This is a genomic window from Polaromonas sp. CF318 (assembly GCF_000282655.1).
Classification (GTDB): domain Bacteria; phylum Pseudomonadota; class Gammaproteobacteria; order Burkholderiales; family Burkholderiaceae_C; genus Polaromonas.
Window position 1 is genome coordinate 44898 of the sequence record NZ_AKIV01000076.1, and the last position, 17920, is coordinate 62817.

Below are 17920 nucleotides of genomic sequence, written 5' to 3' on the forward strand. Positions count from 1 at the left end.
GGCCATGACGCAAGCCCATCACGACGACGGCCACGGCGCTGCCGGAGAACTCGCCTCGCCCTCGACCCGCTTCAATCTCTCCAAATGGGCGCTGGACCATCCGGCGCTCACGCGCTACCTGTTGCTGGTGCTGATGATCCTGGGCTTCGCGTCCTATTTCCAGCTCGGTCAGGACGAGGATCCGCCATTCACCTTCCGCGCCATGGTGGTGCGCACCTACTGGCCCGGCGCCACGGCGCAGCAGGTGGCCGAGCAGGTCACCGACAAGCTGGAGCGTACGCTGCAGGAGGCGCCGTATGCCGACCGCATCCGCAGCTATTCCAAGCCGGGCGAGTCGCAGATCATTTTCCAGATCAAGGACTCTTCCAAGCCCAGCGAGGTCGCCAACGTCTGGTATTCGGTGCGCAAGAAAATCGGCGACATGCGCGGCACCCTGCCGGGCGGCATCCAGGGGCCGTTCTTCAATGACGAGTTCGGCGATGTCTATGGCGTGATCTACGCCCTCGAATCCGACGGTTTCAACTACGCCGAGCTCAAGACCTTTGCCGACGACGTGCGCCAGCAACTGCTGCGCGTGCCCGACGTGAGCAAGGTCGAACTCTTCGGCGTGCAGGACGAAAAAGTCTTCATCGAGATCTCGCAAAAACGCCTGGCGCAGCTGGGGCTGGACTTGAACCAGGTGCTGGCCCAGCTCGGCCAGCAAAACGCCATTGAGGCGGCCGGCGCCGTGCAGACGCCGCTGGACGTGGTGCAGGTGCGCGTGGCGGGCCAGTTCGAAGTGATAGAGCAGCTGCGCGCCATGCCGATACGCGGCAGCTCGGGCGGCCAGCTGCAGCTGGGCGACATCGCCGAGATCAAACGCGGTTATGTGGACCCGCCTTCCGTGAAGGTGCACCACCAGGGCAAGGAAGTGATCGCGCTGGGCGTCTCCATGGCCAAGGGCGGCGACATCATCGCGCTGGGCAAGTCGCTCACGGCGCTGTCGGAGCGCATCGACAAGACCCTGCCGGCCGGCATCAAGCTGGTGAACGTGCAGAACCAGCCCAAGGCGGTGTCCACTTCGGTGAACGAGTTCGTGCGCGTGCTGATCGAGGCGGTGGTGATCGTGCTGGCGGTCAGCTTCATCAGCCTGGGCTTTCACAAACGCCCGGACAACGGATCGGGCCCCTTGCCGCTCTGGAAGCGCTACTACATCGACATGCGGCCCGGCCTGGTGGTGGGCATCACCATCCCGCTGGTGCTGAGCCTGACCTTCCTGGCCATGTGGTACTACGGCATAGGCCTGCACAAGATTTCGCTGGGCTCGCTGATCATCGCGCTGGGCCTGCTGGTGGACGACGCCATCATTGCCGTCGAGATGATGGTGCGCAAGATGGAGGAGGGCTACGACAAGGTGCGCGCCGCCACCTTCGCCTATGAAATCACCGCCATGCCCATGCTGACGGGCACGCTGATCACTGCCACGGGTTTTCTGCCCATAGGCCTGGCCAAGTCCACCACCGGTGAATACACCTTCGCGATTTTCGCGGTGACGGTGATCGCTCTGGTGCTCAGCTGGATCGTCTCGGTGTACTTCGTGCCCTATCTGGGCACGCTGCTGCTCAAGGTGCCGCCGCACGTGCAGGAAGTGGCTGCCGGCAAGGACAGCCCGCACGAGATGTTCGACAGCCCGTTTTACAGCAACTTCCGAAAAACGGTGGACTGGTGCGTGGAGCACCGCTGGCTCACCATAGGCGCCACCGTGCTGATCTTCGTGCTGGGCATCGTGGGCATGGGCAAGGTGCAGCAGCAGTTCTTCCCCGACTCCAGCCGGCCCGAGATCATGGTCGACATCTGGTTCCCCGAAGGCACTTCGTTTGCCGCCAACGAGGCCACTGCCAAACGCGTGGAGCAGCGCCTGATGCGGGAGGAGGGGGTGAGCTCGGTCAGCACCTGGGTGGGCTCGGGCGTGCCGCGCTTTTACCTACCGCTGGACCAGGTCTTTCCGCAGACCAACGTCTCGCAGATGATCGTGCTGCCCAAGGACCTGAAGGTGCGCGAGTCGCTGCGTATCAAGCTGCCCGCCCTGCTGGCCACCGAATTCCCCGAGGTGCGCGGCCGCGTCAAGCTGCTGCCCAACGGCCCACCCGTGCCTTACCCGGTGCAGTTCCGCGTGGTGGGTATAGACCCGCTGGTGCTGCGCGAGCGCGCCGACGAGGTCAAGGCGGTGATGCGTGAAAGCGGCAACACGCGCGGCGTGAACGATAACTGGAACGAATCGGTGAAAGTGCTGCGCCTCGAGGTGGACCAGGCCAAGGCGCGCGCGCTGGGCGTGACCAGCCAGTCGATCGCCCAGGCCTCGCGCACCATCCTGGCCGGCACGCCCGTGGGCCAATTCCGCGAAGGCGACAAGCTGATCGATATCGTGCTGCGCCAGCCGCTGGATGAACGCAACGCGATCACCGACATCGGCAACGCCTACCTGCCCACGGCATCGGGCAAATCGATTCCACTCACGCAGATCGCCAAGCCGGTGTTCACCTGGGAGCCGGGCGTGATGTGGCGCGAGAACCGCGACTACGCCATCACGGTGCAGAGCGACATCGTCGAAGGCATGCAGGGTGCCACGGTCACGCAGGAACTGATGCCCAAGCTCAAGGCGCTGGAAGCGAAATGGCTGGAAAAAGGCATGATGGGTTACCGCATCCAGGTGGCCGGCGCGGTGGAGGAAAGCAGCAAGGGCTCGTCCTCGATTGTTGCCGGCCTGCCGGTCGCGCTGTTTATCGTACTCACCCTGCTGATGCTGCAACTGCACAGCTTCAGCCGGTCGATGCTGGCCTTTGTGACGGGCTTCATGGGCATCGCGGGCGTGGCAGGGGCGCTGCTGGCGCTGAACCGGCCTTTCGGTTTCGTCGCGCTGCTGGGCGTGATCGCGCTGTTCGGCATGATCATCCGCAACTCGGTGATCCTGATCGACCAGATCGAACAGGACCGCGCCCGCGGCGTGCCGACCTGGAATGCAATCGTCGAGGCGGCCGTGCGCCGGCTGCGGCCCATCGTGCTGACGGCCGCCGCCGCCGTGCTGGCCATGATCCCGCTGTCGCGCAGCGTGTTCTGGGGGCCGATGGCGGTCGCCATTATGGGCGGCCTGATTGTGGCGACGGTGCTGACTTTGCTGGCTTTGCCGGCGATGTACGCTGCCTGGTTCCGGGTCAAACGCGAAGACAGGCTGCAAGCCGGGCCGCCCACGGCCGAAAAGCCATTGCCGGCCTGATTCTTTGCGGCCGCCCGCCCGGACGCAAAAACCGGGCGCGATACGGCTAAAATAGAGAGTTGACCGATTTCAAGCGGGGATTCGGAGGTTTTTCGGATTCCCGTTTTTATTTCCGGCGCGCGGGTGGCGAAATTGGTAGACGCACCAGGTTTAGGTCCTGACGCCAGCAATGGTGTGGGGGTTCGAGTCCCCCCCCGCGCACCACCCTGAGGCTTGCGGACGGCAGTTCTTGCGTCCATGCATTCAGGCGTTGCGGAAATCCGCGACATGCCAGGTGAAAACCTGTTTTGACTATTTTTTGATCTTAGGAAGACCATCATGGCCGTGACTGTTGAAACCCTTGAAAAGCTCGAGCGCAAGATGACGCTCACGCTGCCCGTCAACACCATCCAGTCGGAAGTTGACACCCGCCTCAAGCGCCTGGCCCGCACGGTCAAGATGGACGGTTTCCGTCCCGGCAAGGTCCCCATGAATGTCGTGGCCCAGCGCTACGGCTATTCGGTGCACTACGAGGTCATGAACGACAAGGTCGGTGAAGCCTTCGCCGTGGCCGCCAACGAAGCCAAGCTGCGCGTTGCCGGCCAGCCCCGCATCAGCGAAAAAGAGGGCGCTCCAGAAGGCGAACTCGCATTCGACGCGGTCTTCGAGGTCTATCCCGAAGTCAAGATCGCCGACTTGTCGGGTGCCCAGGTCGAAAAAGTCAGCGCCGAAGTCAGCGACGCGGCCATCGACAAGACCCTGGACATCCTGCGCAAGCAGCGCCGCACCTTTGCCCAGCGCGCCGCCGACGCGCCCGCGCAGGACGGCGACCGCGCCACCATCGACTTTGAAGGCAAGATCGACGGCGAACCTTTCGCCGGCGGCAAGGCCGAGGACTACCAGTTCCTGATCGGCGACGGCCAGATGCTCAAGGAGTTCGAAGACGCCGTGCGCGGCATGAAGACCGGCGAAAGCAAGACCTTCCCGCTGAACTTCCCGGCCGACTACCACGGCAAGGACGTGGCCGGCAAACAGGCCGACTTCCTCGTGACGGTCAAGAAGATCGAAGCCGCGCACCTGCCTGAAGTCAATGAAGCGCTGGCCAAGTCCCTGGGCATTGCCGATGCGACGGTTGAAGGCCTGCGCGCCGACATCAAGAAAAACCTCGAGCGCGAAGTCAAGTTCCGCCTGCTGGCCCGCAACAAGAACGCCGTGATGGACGCGCTGGTCGCCAATGCCGAACTCGACCTGCCCAAGTCCAGCGTGCAGGCTGAACTGGACCGCATGGTCGAAGGCGCCCGCGCCGACCTCAAGCAGCGCGGCATCAAGGACGCCGACAAGGCGCCGATTCCCGAAGAAATCTTCCGCCCGCAAGCCGAAAAGCGCGTGCGCCTGGGCCTGGTGGTTGCTGAACTGGTGCGCACCAACGAGCTGCAGGCCAAGCCCGAGCAGCTCAAGGCCCACATCGAAGAGCTGGCCGCCAGCTACGAAAAACCGCAGGACGTGGTGCGCTGGTACCTGAGCGACAACCGCCGCATGGCGGAAGTCGAGGCGGTTGTAATCGAAAACAACGTCACCGACTTCGTGCTGGGCAAGGCCAAGGTCACCGAAAAAGCCATTTCCTTCGACGACCTGATGGGCCAGAACTGATTCTTCAGCGCCTTTCCTGACTTTCCTGGCATTGGGGCTTGTGCTTTGCGGCGCAGGCCCCAATTTCTTTGGGCTATGGCATCGGCAGCCCGCGAGTGCGCCGCCAGCCTTCGCCGAAATTCCCTGGTGGAATTTTTGGGTACAGTACAAACATCTCTGGAGAAAACATGATGGTCCGAAACAGTATTTACGGCGGCGTCCATACCGGCCCGCAAGCCGGCGCCCTGGATGCGCAAGCCCTGGGCATGGTGCCCATGGTCATCGAGCAATCCGGCCGCGGCGAGCGCTCCTACGACATTTACTCGCGCCTGCTCAAGGAGCGCGTGATCTTTCTGGTGGGCCCGGTCAACGACCAGACGGCCAACCTGGTGGTGGCCCAGCTCCTGTTCCTGGAAAGCGAAAACCCGGACAAGGATATTTCCTTCTACATCAACTCGCCGGGCGGCTCCGTCACCGCCGGCATGGCGATTTACGACACCATGCAGTTCATCAAGCCCGACGTCTCCACGCTCTGCGTGGGCATGGCGGCCAGCATGGGCGCTTTCCTGCTGTCGGCCGGCGCCAAGGGCAAACGCTTCTCGCTGCCGAACTCGCGCGTGATGATCCACCAGCCCTCGGGCGGTGCCCAGGGCCAGGCGACGGACATCGAAATCCATGCCCGCGACATCCTCAAGACGCGCGACCAGCTCAACCGCATCCTGGCGGCCAATACCGGCCAGCCGATCGAGAAGATCGAGCGCGACACCGAGCGTGACTACTTCATGTTCGCGGAAGACGCCAAGGAATACGGCCTGGTCGACCAGGTGATCGCCAAGCGGCCTTAAGCGTCCCAGGGCGGTAAAACCGGCCAGTCGGCCCAGAACCCCCTCAAGTTGCTCTGCAACAACGGCGTTTTCTGTAACAGAAACGCCGTTTTTTTATTGGTTATCATTAGGTAACAGTTCCCTTCAGGCTCCTTAAAAGGCATCCCCACAATGGCCGAGAAAAAAGGCTCCTCCAGCGAAAAGACTTTGCACTGCTCTTTTTGCGGTAAAAGTCAGCACGAAGTCAAAAAACTGATCGCTGGCCCCTCGGTATTCATCTGCGACGAATGCATCGATCTCTGCAACGAGATCATTCGCGACGAACTTCCCGCCGGCGACGATGTCCGCGAAACCCGCACGGATTTGCCCACTCCCCTGGAAATCAAGGGAACACTGGACGGCTACGTGATCGGCCAGGAGCCGGCCAAGCGCACGTTGGCCGTGGCCGTCTACAACCACTACAAGCGCCTGCGCCACAAGGAAAAAGCCAAAAAAGACGACGTGGAACTGACCAAGAGCAATATCCTGCTGATTGGCCCCACCGGCTCGGGCAAGACTTTGCTGGCCCAGACACTGGCGCGCACCCTCAATGTGCCCTTCGTGATGGCCGATGCCACCACGCTGACCGAGGCCGGTTATGTGGGTGAGGACGTCGAAAACATCATCCAGAAACTGCTGCAGAGCTGCAACTATGAAGTCGAGCGCGCCCAGCAGGGCATCGTTTACATCGACGAGATCGACAAGATCTCGCGCAAGTCCGACAACCCTTCCATCACGCGCGACGTGTCGGGCGAGGGCGTGCAGCAGGCGCTGCTCAAGCTGATCGAAGGCACCATGGCCTCGGTGCCGCCGCAGGGCGGCCGCAAGCACCCGAACCAGGATTTCCTGCAGGTGGACACCACCAACATCCTGTTCATCTGCGGCGGCGCCTTCGCCGGCCTCGAAAAAGTCATCGAGAACCGCACGGAAGCCTCGGGCATGGGTTTTGGCGCGACCGTCAAAAGCAAGAAATCCCGTACCTTGACCGAAGCCTTCAAGGAAGTCGAACCGGAAGACCTGATCAAGTTCGGCCTGATCCCCGAACTGGTCGGCCGTATGCCCGTGGTCGCCACGCTGGCCGAGCTCAGCGAAGACGCCCTGGTACAGATCCTGACCGAGCCGAAAAACGCCGTCGTCAAGCAGTTCAGCAAGCTGCTGGCCATGGAAGGCGTGGACCTTGAGATTCGCCCCTCCGCGCTCAAGGCCATCGCCCGCAAGGCCCTGGCCCGCAAGACCGGCGCGCGCGGCTTGCGGTCCATCCTGGAGCAGTCGCTGATAGACACCATGTTCGACCTGCCCAATGCCAGCAATGTGGACAAGGTTGTTGTGGACGAGTCCACAATCGAGGAAAACAAGGCTCCCTTGTTGGTGTACCGCGAAGCGGCCAAGAAAGCCTGAGCACCATAAAGGCTGGCCGGAATGCTTGAAAAGCGCTCCCCGCGCCCCATGTCTGGGTTGATTGTGTTTCGCCGGGCCATGCAACTGGCTGCCACGGCCAACGTTTAAGGTTTATATGTCCGGACAAACTTCACTGCCTTCCACCCCCATAGACCTCCCCCTCCTGCCCTTGCGGGATGTGGTGGTTTTCCCGCACATGGTGATTCCGCTCTTCGTGGGTCGCCCCAAGAGCATCAAGGCGCTGGAATCGGCCATGGAGGCCGAGCGCCGCATCATGCTGGTGGCGCAAAAAGCCGCGGCCAAGGATGAACCCTCGGTCGAGGACATGTTCGAAGTCGGCTGCGTGGCCACCATCCTGCAACTGCTCAAGCTGCCCGACGGCACCGTGAAGGTGCTGGTTGAAGGCCAGCAGCGCGCCAGCGTCAACAAGATTGAAGAAGGCGAGCAGCATTTCTCGGCCAACGTGACTCCCGTCGAAACCGTGGCCGTGATTGCCGGCGACAAGACCAGCGAAATCGAGGCTTTGCGCCGGGCCGTGATGCAGCAGTTCGACCACTACGTCAAACTGAATAAAAAAATTCCGCCCGAGATCCTCACCTCGATCTCGAGCATCGACGATGCCGGCCGCCTGGCCGACACGATTGCCGCGCACCTGCCGCTCAAACTCGACGCGAAGCAGGTCATCCTGGACCTGGCCAACGTGAAGGCGCGGCTCGAGAATCTCTACGAGCAGCTCGAGCGCGAAGTCGACATCCTCAACGTCGACAAGAAAATCCGCGGCCGTGTGAAGCGCCAGATGGAAAAGAACCAGCGCGACTTCTACCTCAACGAGCAGGTCAAGGCCATCCAGAAGGAACTGGGCGAAGGCGAAGAGGGCGCCGATATCGAAGAGATCGAGAAAAAGATCAAGTCGGCCAAGATGCCGCAGGAAGCCCGTAAAAAAGCCGAGAGCGAACTCAAGAAGCTCAAGCTCATGTCGCCCATGTCCGCCGAGGCGACCGTGGTGCGCACCTACATCGACGTGCTGACAGGCCTGCCCTGGAGCAAGAAGACCAAGATCAAGCACGACCTGGGCAATGCCGAGAACGTGCTCAATGAAGACCACTATGGGCTCGAGAAGGTCAAGGACCGCATCGTCGAGTACCTCGCGGTGCAGCAGCGCGTCGACAAGCTCAAGGCGCCCATCCTGTGCCTGGTCGGGCCTCCCGGCGTGGGCAAGACCTCGCTGGGCCAGTCCATCGCCAAGGCGACGGGCCGCAAGTATGTGCGCATGGCGCTGGGTGGTATGCGCGACGAGGCGGAAATCCGCGGCCATCGCCGTACCTACATCGGCGCCTTGCCGGGCAAGGTCCTGCAAAGCCTGACCAAGGCCGGCACGCGCAACCCGCTGTTCCTGCTCGATGAGATCGACAAGCTGGGCACCGACTTCCGCGGCGACCCTTCCAGCGCCTTGCTGGAGGTGCTGGACCCGGAGCAGAACCATACCTTCGGCGACCACTACGTCGAGGTTGACTTCGACCTTAGCGACGTGATGTTCGTGGCCACCTCGAACTCGATGAACATTCCGCCGGCCCTGCTGGACCGCATGGAAGTCATCCGTTTGTCCGGCTACACCGAGGACGAAAAAACCAGCATCGCCATGCGCTACCTGCTGCCCAAGCAGGTCAAGAACAACGGCGTGAAGGAAGGCGAGCTTGAGGTGCAGGAGCAGGCTGTGCGCGACATCGTGCGCTACTACACGCGTGAAGCCGGCGTGCGCTCGCTGGAGCGCGAACTCTCCAAGATCTGCCGAAAGGTCATCAAGGGCATACAACTCAAGAAGATGGAGCCCAAGGTCATTGTCACGCCGGACAATCTCAATGAGTTCCTGGGCGTGCGCAAATACAACTACGGCCGCGCCGAGCAGCAGAACCAGGTCGGGCAGGTCGTGGGCCTGGCATGGACCGAAGTCGGCGGCGACCTGCTGACCATCGAAGCCGCCATTATGCCCGGCAAGGGCGTGATCACGCGCACCGGTTCGCTCGGCGACGTCATGAAGGAATCCGTCGAAGCCGCGCGCACGGTGGTGCGCAGCCGCGCCAAGGTGCTGGGCATCAAGGACGAGATGTTCGAAAAACGTGACATCCACATCCACGTGCCCGACGGCGCGACGCCCAAGGACGGACCGAGCGCCGGCGCCGCGATGACGACGGCTTTCGTGTCCGCGTTGACCGGCATCCCGGTGCGCGGCGATGTGGCCATGACGGGTGAGATCACGCTGCGCGGTGAAGTCACCGCGATCGGCGGCCTGAAGGAAAAACTGCTGGCGGCCTTGCGCGGCGGCATCAAGACCGTGTTGATCCCCGAAGAGAATGCCAAGGACCTGCAGGAGATTCCCGACAACGTCAAAAGCGGCCTGGAGATCGTGCCGGTGAAATGGATAGACCAGGTGCTGCAGGTCGCGCTTGAGCGCCAGCCTGTTCCCCTGACGGATGAAGAAGCCGCCGTGGCCGCGCAGGCCGCTACCGCTGTGCCGGCGGAAGCCGCGGGTACAGTCAAACATTGAATCTTTCGCAAAGTTTTTTCGGACAGTTTGGAAAAGCCGAAAAACTACGCTATAATTTGAGGCTGTTATCGCGGGAGTAGCTCAGTTGGTAGAGCGCAACCTTGCCAAGGTTGAGGTCGAGAGTTCGAGACTCTTCTCCCGCTCCAATTCAAAGGGCAGCACTTCAAAATGCTGTCCTTTTTCATTGGGGTTTCACGAATAGTCGGCAAGGCCATTCAGGCCAAAGCCGGTGGCAGACAGAATACGGCGCGGTAACAAAGCGGTTATGTACCGGATTGCAAATCCGGCTAGCCCGGTTCGACTCCGGGCCGCGCCTCCATCAAACCCTGCAATCAGCCCCAGTCATGGGGCTTTTTTGTTTGACAATAGGCTGGCGATGCCGAACCGGATGTTTGCGCGGAGCCCTGGAAATAAAGCGTTTGAGCCTGAGTGGTGAAATAGGTAGACACAGCGGACTTAAAATCCGCCGCTTCGTGAATAGCGGGCGTACCGGTTCGATTCCGGTCTCAGGCACCACAGCACAGCGGCTCACCCATGCCCCGGGCACGCCTTCGAAAACTGGGTAAGATAAATTCCATCATGTCCCGTTACAACACACCTTTTGAGATCCACGTGCACGGTGAAGTGCCTTTGCGTGTGGAAGTTACCTTTGAGCAGCTGCAGGAGGCCCTGAAGCCGCTGTGGAAGTACACGGGCTCCAAATCCCTGGCGGCCGCCGCCGCGAGCGCCTATGAGGAAGAACCGGGCATTCGCTTCGACGTCCACAAGCACCTGCTGCAGATGTGCTGGACCGTGCCGGGCGACGAGGATTTCCGCCAGGCCCTCGATGAAATGTGCATGGGCCTGAACGACCTCGCCGAGGCGGGAGCGCCCATCGAGGTGACCTTCTACGACTCCGACTTCGATGAGGAGGAGGGCGACGAGGACGAAGAGGCGCGTGACGACTTCGCGATGTACTTCGTCGGCCCGACACCGGCCGCCATCATGCAGGTGCAGCGCGACTTGCTGGTGCAGGACATGATTGGCCTGATGGAGCGTCACTTCGACGGCTCCGAACTCGGCGAAGTCGTCGCGGCGGTCGACAGATTGTTCGAGCAGCGTTTTGACGCTCTCGTCAACTCCATGCAGCTCGGCAAGCCGCCACGGGGGCTGGGCGGGCCGCAGGGCGGCTCAGGCCACGGTGGTGGGCGCAAGCCCCGGCATTTGCACTAGACGGGCGCGGGAATGCCGTAGGGGGCCGTGGCGTCCTGCGTTTCGCCGGGAAATCCCAGGCCGCGCAAATAAACGTCGATCGCGCACTGGCCGACCTCCAGCAGGTCAAAAGCCTGCGGGTCCAGCAGCCAGTTCTGGATCAGCCCGTCGATCAGCGCATGCAGGCCCTGTGCGCCCACCGATGCCGGCACCGGCAAGGCAAGGTTTATCTGGCCAGCGGCGGTTTCCAGGCTTTGCTCGATGCGTTCCAAAAAGCCGCTGCGCACCGTGAGGTGGCGCAGCCGGACGGCCTGCAGTTCCTCCACATATTCGACTTTCTGGGTCGCGACTTCGAATACCCGGCGGGTCTGCATATCGGTCACGATTTGCCGTAAAGCATTGACGGTGGACAGCCGTATCCGGTCTATGGCATTGAGGCCGGTCTCGCCGTCCGGGGCTTGCTGTTGCTCGTTCTCATGGTGGAAGGACTCTTCCATGGGCAGCGTGACCCGCTCCATCATTGCGTTGAACAGGTCCGCCTTGTCCTTGAAGTGCCAGTAGACCGCGCCGCGGGTAGCGCCGGCGCGCCTGGCGATGTCCTGCAGGCTGGTGCGCGACACCCCCTGCGCCTGGAACAGGTGCTCAGCCGCGTCCAGCAGCTTGTGGCGAGTGGCCAGAGCCTCTTCTTTTGTTCGACGGGCCATCGACTGCCTCCAATGTAAAGTTCTGGATTTTTGTTATACATTCACAAATGTATGTAAACTATAACACTCGCAAAAACCCTTATTCTTTTCGTTTTCGGCGAACAACAGGCTGTGCCTCCATTGCCGACTACGCCCTTGCTTTGCGCTTTTTTCCCAAAAATTCGAGGAATAGCATGCCCAAGTCTCGCGTTGCCCATTCGTTTGTACTCCCCCCATTTCTGAAATACCAGCCCCTTGCCGTCGCGGCCGCATTGGCCCTGCTTCTGGCTGGATGCGGCAAAGGCGCAGGCGCTCCCGGCGGGGCGCCGCCGCCCGCGGAAGTCGGTGTTGTCACCGTGACCCAGGGCGATGTCGGCCTGATTACCGAACTGCCCGGCCGCCTGGAGGCTTCGCGCGTGGCCGAAGTCAGGGCGCGCGCCGCCGGCATCCTGCAAAAGCGGCTGTTCCGCGAAGGCAGCGATGTCAAGGCAGGCCAGCAGCTGTTCAGCATCGATCCCGCGCCTTACGCGGCCGCGGCCGCCAGCGCCAAGGCCAGCCAGGCCCGCGCCGAAGCCAACCTGGCGCAGGCGACCGCGCTGGCCGAGCGCTACAAGCCGCTGGTGGAAGCCAATGCCATCAGCAAACAGGAATACGCCAACGCCGTGGCCGCGCAGAAGCAGGCCGAGGCCGATGTGGCCGTGGGCAAAGCCAGCGTTCAGACCGCCAGCATCAACTTGGGCTATGCCTCGGTGACGGCGCCCATTTCGGGCCGCATAGGCCGCGCGCTGGTCACCGAAGGCGCGCTGGTCGGGCAGGGTGAGGCCACGCAGCTCGCGGTGATCCAGCAGATCAACCCCATGTACGTCAATTTCACGCAGTCGGCGCCCGAGATCATGAAGCTGCGTGCCGCGATGGACAGCGGCCAGTTCAAGCGCGCCAGCGGCGCTGAAGCCGCCAGCGTGCGCATCGTGCTCGAAGACGGCAGCGAATACGCGCGCCCCGGCCGCCTGCTGTTTTCCGACCTGACGGTGGACGCCACCACCGGGCAGGTGACCTTGCGCGCCGAAGTCCCCAATCCCGGCGGCCAGCTGCTGCCGGGCCTTTACGTGCGCGTGCGCCTGGAGCAGGCGCAGGTCAGCAATGCCATCACCTTGCCGCAGCAGGCCGTCACCCGCACCGCGCAGGGCGACACGGTCATGGTGGTGGGGGCCGACGGCAAGGTCAGCCCGCGACCCATCAAGATCGGTTCGGCCCAGGGCAACCAGTGGGTGGTGCTCGACGGCCTGAAGACCGGCGAGCAGGTCATGGTCGACGGCTTCCAGAAACTGCAGCCCGGCGCCACGGTCAAGCCCGTGCCGTGGCAGGCGCCCGGCGCCAAGCCCGCCGCCGGCGCGGCATCCGCTCCGGGGGCGCCGGCTTCGGCAGCATCCGCAGCGACACCCGCCGCTTCCGCCGCAGCGAAGTAAGGAGCCCCAGCACATGTCCAAGTTTTTCATTGACAGGCCGATCTTTGCCTGGGTGATCGCACTGTTCATCCTGGTGGTGGGCGGCGTGGCGATCACGCAGCTGCCGATCGCCCAGTACCCGCCCGTGGCACCGCCCGCCATCGTCGTCAGCACCGCCTACCCGGGCGCTTCGGCCCAGACGCTGGAGGACAGCGTGCTGTCGGTGATCGAGCGCGAAATGAATGGTTCGCCCGGTCTCATTTACATGGAGTCGGTCGCGCAGGCCGACGGCACCGGCAGCATCACGCTGAGCTTTGAGCCCGGCACCAACGCCGACCTGGCGCAGGTGGACGTGCAGAACCGGCTCTCGCGCGCTTCGCCGCGCCTGCCCGCCGCGGTGACGCAGCAAGGTGTGCGCGTCGACAAGTCGCGCTCCAACTTCCTGCTGTTCACCATGCTGTCGTCCGACAACCCCGCGCACGACCCCGTGGCGCTGGGCGACTATGCCTCGCGCAACATCGTGCCCGAATTGCAGCGCGTCAAAGGCATAGGCCAGGCCCAGTTGTTCGGCAGCGAGCGCGCCATGCGCATCTGGCTGGACCCGGCCAAGCTGCAGGGCGTGAGCCTTTCGGCCAACGACGTCAACACCGCGATCCGCGCGCAGAACGCCCAGGTGTCCGCCGGCAGCATAGGCGACCGGCCCAATGTGGCGGGGCAGGGCATCGCGGCCACGGTGGTGGTCAACGGCCAGCTCGCCAACGTCGAGCAGTTCGGCAACATCGTGCTGCGCGCCAATACCGACGGTTCGTCGGTGCGCCTGAAGGATGTGGCGCGCATCGAGCTGGGCGGCCAGTCCTACGCGACCTCGGCGCGCTTGAACGGCAAGCAGGCCATCGGTATCGGCGTGCAGCTCGCGCCCAGCGGCAATGCCCTGGCTTCGGCCCAGGCGGTGCGCGCCAAGATGACCGAGCTCGAGCGCTATTTCCCGCAGGGCATGAAGTGGAGCATCCCCTACGACAGCTCGCGTTTCGTCAAGATCTCGATCTCGCAAGTGGCCGAGACACTGTTCGAGGCCGTGGCCCTGGTGTTCCTGGTGATGTTCCTGTTCCTGCAGAACTGGCGCTACACCATCATCCCGACCATCGTGGTGCCCATCGCGCTGCTGGGTACTTTTGCCACATTGCTGGCGCTCGGTTTTTCAATCAACGTGCTGACCATGTTCGGCATGGTGCTGGTCATCGGTATCGTGGTGGACGATGCGATCGTGGTGGTCGAGAACGTCGAGCGCATCATGACCGAGGAAGGCCTGCCGCCGCTGGAAGCCACACGCAAGGCCATGCAGCAGATTTCGGGCGCCATCATCGGCGTGACCGTGGTGCTGATCTCGGTCTTCGTGCCGCTGGCCTTCTTCGCGGGCTCGACCGGCAACATCTACCGCCAGTTCTCGGCGGTGATGGTGTCGTCCATCGCCTTCTCGGCCTTCATGGCCCTGTCGCTCACGCCGGCGCTGTGCGCCACGCTGCTCAAACCCGTCGAGGCCGGGCACCACCACGCAAAGACCGGCTTCTTCGGCTGGTTCAACCGCGGCTTCTCGCGCACCGCCAAGAGTTATGAAGGGGTTGTCGCGCGCATCCTCAAGCGCGCGGCGCGCTACCTCATCATCTACGTGGCCATCATTGGCGCGGTCGCGGTGGTCTACCTGCGCCTGCCGACCTCCTTCCTGCCCAATGAAGACCAGGGCAACCTGCTGGTCAACGTGCAACTGCCGCCGGGTGCGACCTACGAGCGCACGCTGTCGGTGATGCAGACCGTCGAAGGCTTCATGCTCAAGCAGCCCGAGGTCGAAAGCATGGTCGGCGTGCTGGGCTTCAGCTTCTCGGGCCAGGGCCAGAACGCGGCACTCGCCTTCGTGACACTCAAGGACTGGAAAGAGCGCGAGGGCGAACAGCACTCGGCCAGCGCTGTCGCGGGCCGCGCCTTCGGCGCGCTCATGGGTGTGCGCGACGCCTTCATCTACCCGCTGAGCCCGCCGCCGATTCCGGAGCTGGGCACGGCTTCGGGCTTCAGCTTCCGCCTGCAGGACCGCGGCGGCGCGGGCCACCAGGCGCTGGTCAACGCGCGTAACCAGTTGCTGGGCATGGCTTCCAAGAGCCCGGTCCTCGCCCAGGTGCGTCCTGACGGCCTGGAAGACGCGCCGCAGCTGCAGATCGACATAGACCGCGACAAGGCCAACGCGCTGGGCGTGACCTTCGACTCGATCAACTCGGTGCTGTCGACCTCGCTGGGCTCGAGCTATGTGAACGACTTCCCGAACCAGGGCCGCCTGCAACGCGTGGTGGTGCAGGCCGATGCGCCGGCGCGCATGCAGCCCGACGACCTGCTCAGGCTCAACGCCAGCAACAGCAAGGGGCAGCCCGTTCCGCTTGCGGCTTTTGCCACCACCCGCTGGATCACCGGCGCGATGCAGACGGTGCGCTACAACGGCTACCCCGCGATGCGCATAGGCGGCAGCGCCGCACCGGGCTACAGCACCGGTGCCGCCATGGCCGAGATGGAAAAACTCGCGGCCCAGCTGCCGCAAGGCTTCGGCTTTGAATGGACCGGCCAGTCGCGCGAGGAAAAACTCGCCGGTTCCCAGGCCACGCTGCTCTACGGTTTCGCCATCCTGGCGGTGTTCCTCTGCCTGGCCGCGCTGTATGAGAGCTGGAGCATCCCGCTGGCGGTGATCCTGGTCGTGCCGCTGGGCGTGATCGGCGTGCTGCTGGCCACCCTGTTCCGCGGCTATGCGAACGACGTGTACTTCCAGGTCGGCCTGATCACCATCATCGGCCTGTCGGCGAAGAACGCGATTCTGATCATCGAGTTCGCCAAGGACCTGCAGGCGCAGGGCAAGGGCGTGATCGAGTCCGCCCTGGCGGCGGCCCATTTGCGCTTTCGGCCCATCGTCATGACCTCGCTGGCATTCGGCCTGGGCGTGGTGCCGCTGGTGATCGCCTCGGGCGCGGGCTCGGCGAGCCAGCGCGCCATCGGCACCGGCGTGATTGGCGGCATGGTCACCGGCACGGCCCTGGCGGTGATTTTTGTTCCCGTGTTCTTCGTGGTGGTGCGCGGCCTCTTCAAGGGCAGCGAACGGCAAAACAGGATGTATTCCGAGCATGCCAAGGCGGCAGGCATCACCGGAGAGGAAGGAAATGAAGGCAAGGCCCATGACTAAGACAAGGCTCCCACAACTTCTGGCGCTGGCCACGGCGGCATTGCTCGCCGGTTGCTCCATGATCCCGAAGTACGAGCGGCCGGCCGCCCCGGTGGCCGACCAATACCCCACCGCCTCGGGCTGGATCGCCGAGTCGGCGAAGGCCACCACAGGTAGCCCGGCCGCAGCCAACACGCCGGCCGCGGCCGACATCGAGTGGCAGACCTTCTTCAGCGACCCGCAGTTGCGCAAGCTGATCGATGCGGCGCTGCGCAACAACCGCGACCTGCGCATCGCCGTGCTTAACATCGAGCAGGCACGCGCGCAGTACCGGATCCAGCGCGCCGACCAGTTCCCGACCATCAACGCCGGCATCACCGGTTCGCGCCAGCCCAATGCCAACGGCAACGGCAGCATCACCAGCGCCTACACCGGTGGCTTGATCATGACCTCCTACGAGCTGGATTTCTTCGGCCGCGTCGCCGCCCTCAAGGAGTCGGCGCTGGCGCAGTACCTGGCGACCGGGGAAGCGCGCAAGACCACCCAGATCAGCCTGATCGCCGCGGTGGCCAACACCTACCTGAGCCTGCTGGCCGACGAGGAACTGCTGGCGATCACGCAGCAGACGCTGGTCACGCGCGAGGAATCCTTCAAGCTCAGCAAGCTGCGTTTTGACAACGGCGTCAGCTCCGAACTGGACTTTCGCCAGGCCGAGTCGCTGACCGAGGCGGCACGCGTCTCACTGGCCCAGCAGGTGCGGCAGCGCGCGCTGGACCTGAACGCCCTCACCTTGCTGATCGGACAGCCGCTCACCGGCGAACTGGCCGTGGCCCTGCCGGCCGGCAAAGGCCTGGCCGATGCGCCCTTGATGGTCGACGTGCCCGCCGGCCTGCCTTCGGACCTGCTGACGCGCCGCCCCGACGTGCGCCAGGCCGAGCAGCTGTTGCTATCCGCCAATGCCGACATAGGCGCGGCGCGCGCTGCCTTCTTCCCGCGCATTTCGCTTACGGCCAGCGCCGGCAGCGCCAGCTCGCACTTGAACGGCCTCTTCAAGAGCGGCTCCTACGGCTGGACCATGGCGCCGCAGCTGATCCTGCCGCTGTTTGACGCGGGCCGCAACCGTGCGGGCCTGGATTCGGCCAACGCCGGGCGCGATATCGCCGTCGCCCAGTACGAAAAATCCATCCAAACGGCTTTCCGCGAAGTGGCTGATGCCCTGGCCGGCCGTGCCACCCTGGGTGAGCAGCTGCGTGCCCAGCAGGCCCAGGCCAACGCCGAAGCCACGCGCTTCAAGCTGGCCGACCTGCGCTACCAGAACGGGGTGGCCAGCTACCTGGACCAGCTCGACGCCCAGCGCGCGCTGTTTACCGCGCGCCAGGCCGTGGTGCAAACCCGCCTGGCCCAGCTGCAAAGCCAGGTCACGCTCTACAAGACGCTGGGCGGCGGCTGGAAGGAGCCGCCTCCTGAAGAAGCCCTGAGCCTGAAGGCCGACACCCAGCTCAGCCGCTAAAACCGTTCGCCGCCAAATCCTGGCCGCCCGCTCCCTTTCAAAAGGGGCGGGTTTTTTTTGCCGATTTCCCGGCTGCGGCCCGACATCGTCCTGCGCGCGCCATCTTCATTTGTGAGCAAGTGTGGCGAATGTATCTGCGCCGGCCTTCCGCCGCGAGGTCTCTTAAGCGACAAGGCATGCTAATTGCTGAAGGGTTACTCCCTACGAAGCGGCCTCGGGGGCGGCGGTATA

The 17920-nt window shown here is 63.6% G+C and carries 10 protein-coding genes and 4 tRNA genes; 13 read left to right on the forward strand and 1 reads right to left on the reverse strand.

Annotated features, from left to right (window positions below; all coding sequences use genetic code 11):
- Positions 1-4 precede the first annotated feature (4 nt).
- The 10 genes from PMI15_RS14965 to PMI15_RS15010 all read left to right on the forward strand — a co-directional run bounded on the left by PMI15_RS14965 (position 5) and on the right by PMI15_RS15010 (position 10879).
- Entirely contained in the window at positions 5-3253 is a 3249-nt protein-coding gene (locus PMI15_RS14965; protein WP_007870578.1) for an efflux RND transporter permease subunit, read from the forward strand.
- 117 nt (positions 3254-3370) lie between these two features.
- A tRNA-Leu gene (locus tag PMI15_RS14970) sits at positions 3371-3457 on the forward strand.
- A gap of 114 nt (positions 3458-3571) precedes the next feature.
- Positions 3572-4882 carry a trigger factor gene (gene tig / locus PMI15_RS14975; RefSeq protein ID WP_007870582.1) on the forward strand — a complete coding sequence of 437 codons (1311 nt, stop codon included), beginning with the start codon at positions 3572-3574 and terminating at the stop codon, positions 4880-4882.
- A gap of 167 nt (positions 4883-5049) precedes the next feature.
- Positions 5050-5706 carry an ATP-dependent Clp endopeptidase proteolytic subunit ClpP gene (gene clpP / locus PMI15_RS14980; RefSeq protein ID WP_007870586.1) on the forward strand — a complete coding sequence of 219 codons (657 nt, stop codon included), beginning with the start codon at positions 5050-5052 and terminating at the stop codon, positions 5704-5706.
- A 150-nt stretch (positions 5707-5856) separates the two neighbouring features.
- Positions 5857-7122 (forward strand): ATP-dependent Clp protease ATP-binding subunit ClpX, encoded by a 1266-nt coding sequence (gene clpX, locus PMI15_RS14985; protein ID WP_007870588.1) that lies wholly within the window; start codon positions 5857-5859, stop codon positions 7120-7122.
- A gap of 115 nt (positions 7123-7237) precedes the next feature.
- On the forward strand, positions 7238-9667 hold the full coding sequence (gene lon / locus PMI15_RS14990; RefSeq protein WP_007870590.1) for an endopeptidase La: 2430 nt from the start codon (positions 7238-7240) through the stop codon (positions 9665-9667).
- A gap of 70 nt (positions 9668-9737) precedes the next feature.
- Positions 9738-9813: transfer RNA gene (locus tag PMI15_RS14995), tRNA-Gly, on the forward strand.
- Between the two features lie 99 nt (positions 9814-9912).
- Positions 9913-9986 (forward strand) — tRNA-Cys (locus tag PMI15_RS15000).
- Between the two features lie 104 nt (positions 9987-10090).
- Positions 10091-10183, forward strand: a tRNA-Leu gene (locus tag PMI15_RS15005).
- Positions 10184-10246: 63 nt separating this feature from the next.
- Complete coding sequence (locus tag PMI15_RS15010; protein ID WP_007870593.1) at positions 10247-10879, forward strand: DUF6806 family protein; 633 nt, start codon at positions 10247-10249, stop codon at positions 10877-10879.
- Here the strand turns inward: PMI15_RS15010 and PMI15_RS15015 are convergent.
- Positions 10876-11562 carry a TetR family transcriptional regulator gene (locus tag PMI15_RS15015; protein ID WP_007870596.1) on the reverse strand — a complete coding sequence of 229 codons (687 nt, stop codon included), beginning with the start codon at positions 11560-11562 and terminating at the stop codon, positions 10876-10878. The two genes, PMI15_RS15010 and PMI15_RS15015, sit on opposite strands and share 4 nt — an antisense overlap.
- Positions 11563-11735: 173 nt before the next feature.
- Between PMI15_RS15015 and PMI15_RS15020 the strand changes: the two genes are divergently transcribed.
- Genes PMI15_RS15020 through PMI15_RS15030 form a run of 3 tightly spaced genes read left to right on the forward strand, consistent with a single transcriptional unit; the run spans position 11736 to position 17689 of the window.
- Positions 11736-13007 (forward strand): efflux RND transporter periplasmic adaptor subunit, encoded by a 1272-nt coding sequence (locus PMI15_RS15020; protein ID WP_007870599.1) that lies wholly within the window; start codon positions 11736-11738, stop codon positions 13005-13007.
- Positions 13008-13020: 13 nt separating this feature from the next.
- Positions 13021-16200, forward strand: a complete 3180-nt coding sequence (locus PMI15_RS15025; protein ID WP_007870608.1) for an efflux RND transporter permease subunit — start codon at positions 13021-13023, stop codon at positions 16198-16200.
- The gene (locus tag PMI15_RS15030; RefSeq protein WP_081499621.1) at positions 16193-17689 is read left to right on the forward strand and encodes an efflux transporter outer membrane subunit; all 1497 of its coding nucleotides are present in this window, start codon (positions 16193-16195) and stop codon (positions 17687-17689) included. Before PMI15_RS15025 ends, PMI15_RS15030 begins: the two co-directional genes overlap by 8 nt.
- Positions 17690-17920: the final 231 nt, after the last annotated feature.

Excerpts from the sequence above, each read along its gene's own strand:
- PMI15_RS14965 (WP_007870578.1), top strand. The coding sequence starts at position 5 with ATGACGCAAGCCCATCACGACGACGGCCACGGCGCTGCCGGAGAACTC.
- lon (WP_007870590.1), top strand. The coding sequence starts at position 7,238 with ATGTCCGGACAAACTTCACTGCCTTCCACCCCCATAGACCTCCCCCTC.
- clpP (WP_007870586.1), top strand. The coding sequence starts at position 5,050 with ATGATGGTCCGAAACAGTATTTACGGCGGCGTCCATACCGGCCCGCAA.
- PMI15_RS15020 (WP_007870599.1), top strand. The coding sequence starts at position 11,736 with ATGCCCAAGTCTCGCGTTGCCCATTCGTTTGTACTCCCCCCATTTCTG.
- tig (WP_007870582.1), top strand. The coding sequence starts at position 3,572 with ATGGCCGTGACTGTTGAAACCCTTGAAAAGCTCGAGCGCAAGATGACG.
- PMI15_RS15025 (WP_007870608.1), top strand. The coding sequence starts at position 13,021 with ATGTCCAAGTTTTTCATTGACAGGCCGATCTTTGCCTGGGTGATCGCA.
- PMI15_RS15030 (WP_081499621.1), top strand. The coding sequence starts at position 16,193 with ATGACTAAGACAAGGCTCCCACAACTTCTGGCGCTGGCCACGGCGGCA.
- clpX (WP_007870588.1), top strand. The coding sequence starts at position 5,857 with ATGGCCGAGAAAAAAGGCTCCTCCAGCGAAAAGACTTTGCACTGCTCT.
- PMI15_RS15015 (WP_007870596.1), bottom strand. The coding sequence starts at position 11,562 with ATGGCCCGTCGAACAAAAGAAGAGGCTCTGGCCACTCGCCACAAGCTG.
- PMI15_RS15010 (WP_007870593.1), top strand. The coding sequence starts at position 10,247 with ATGTCCCGTTACAACACACCTTTTGAGATCCACGTGCACGGTGAAGTG.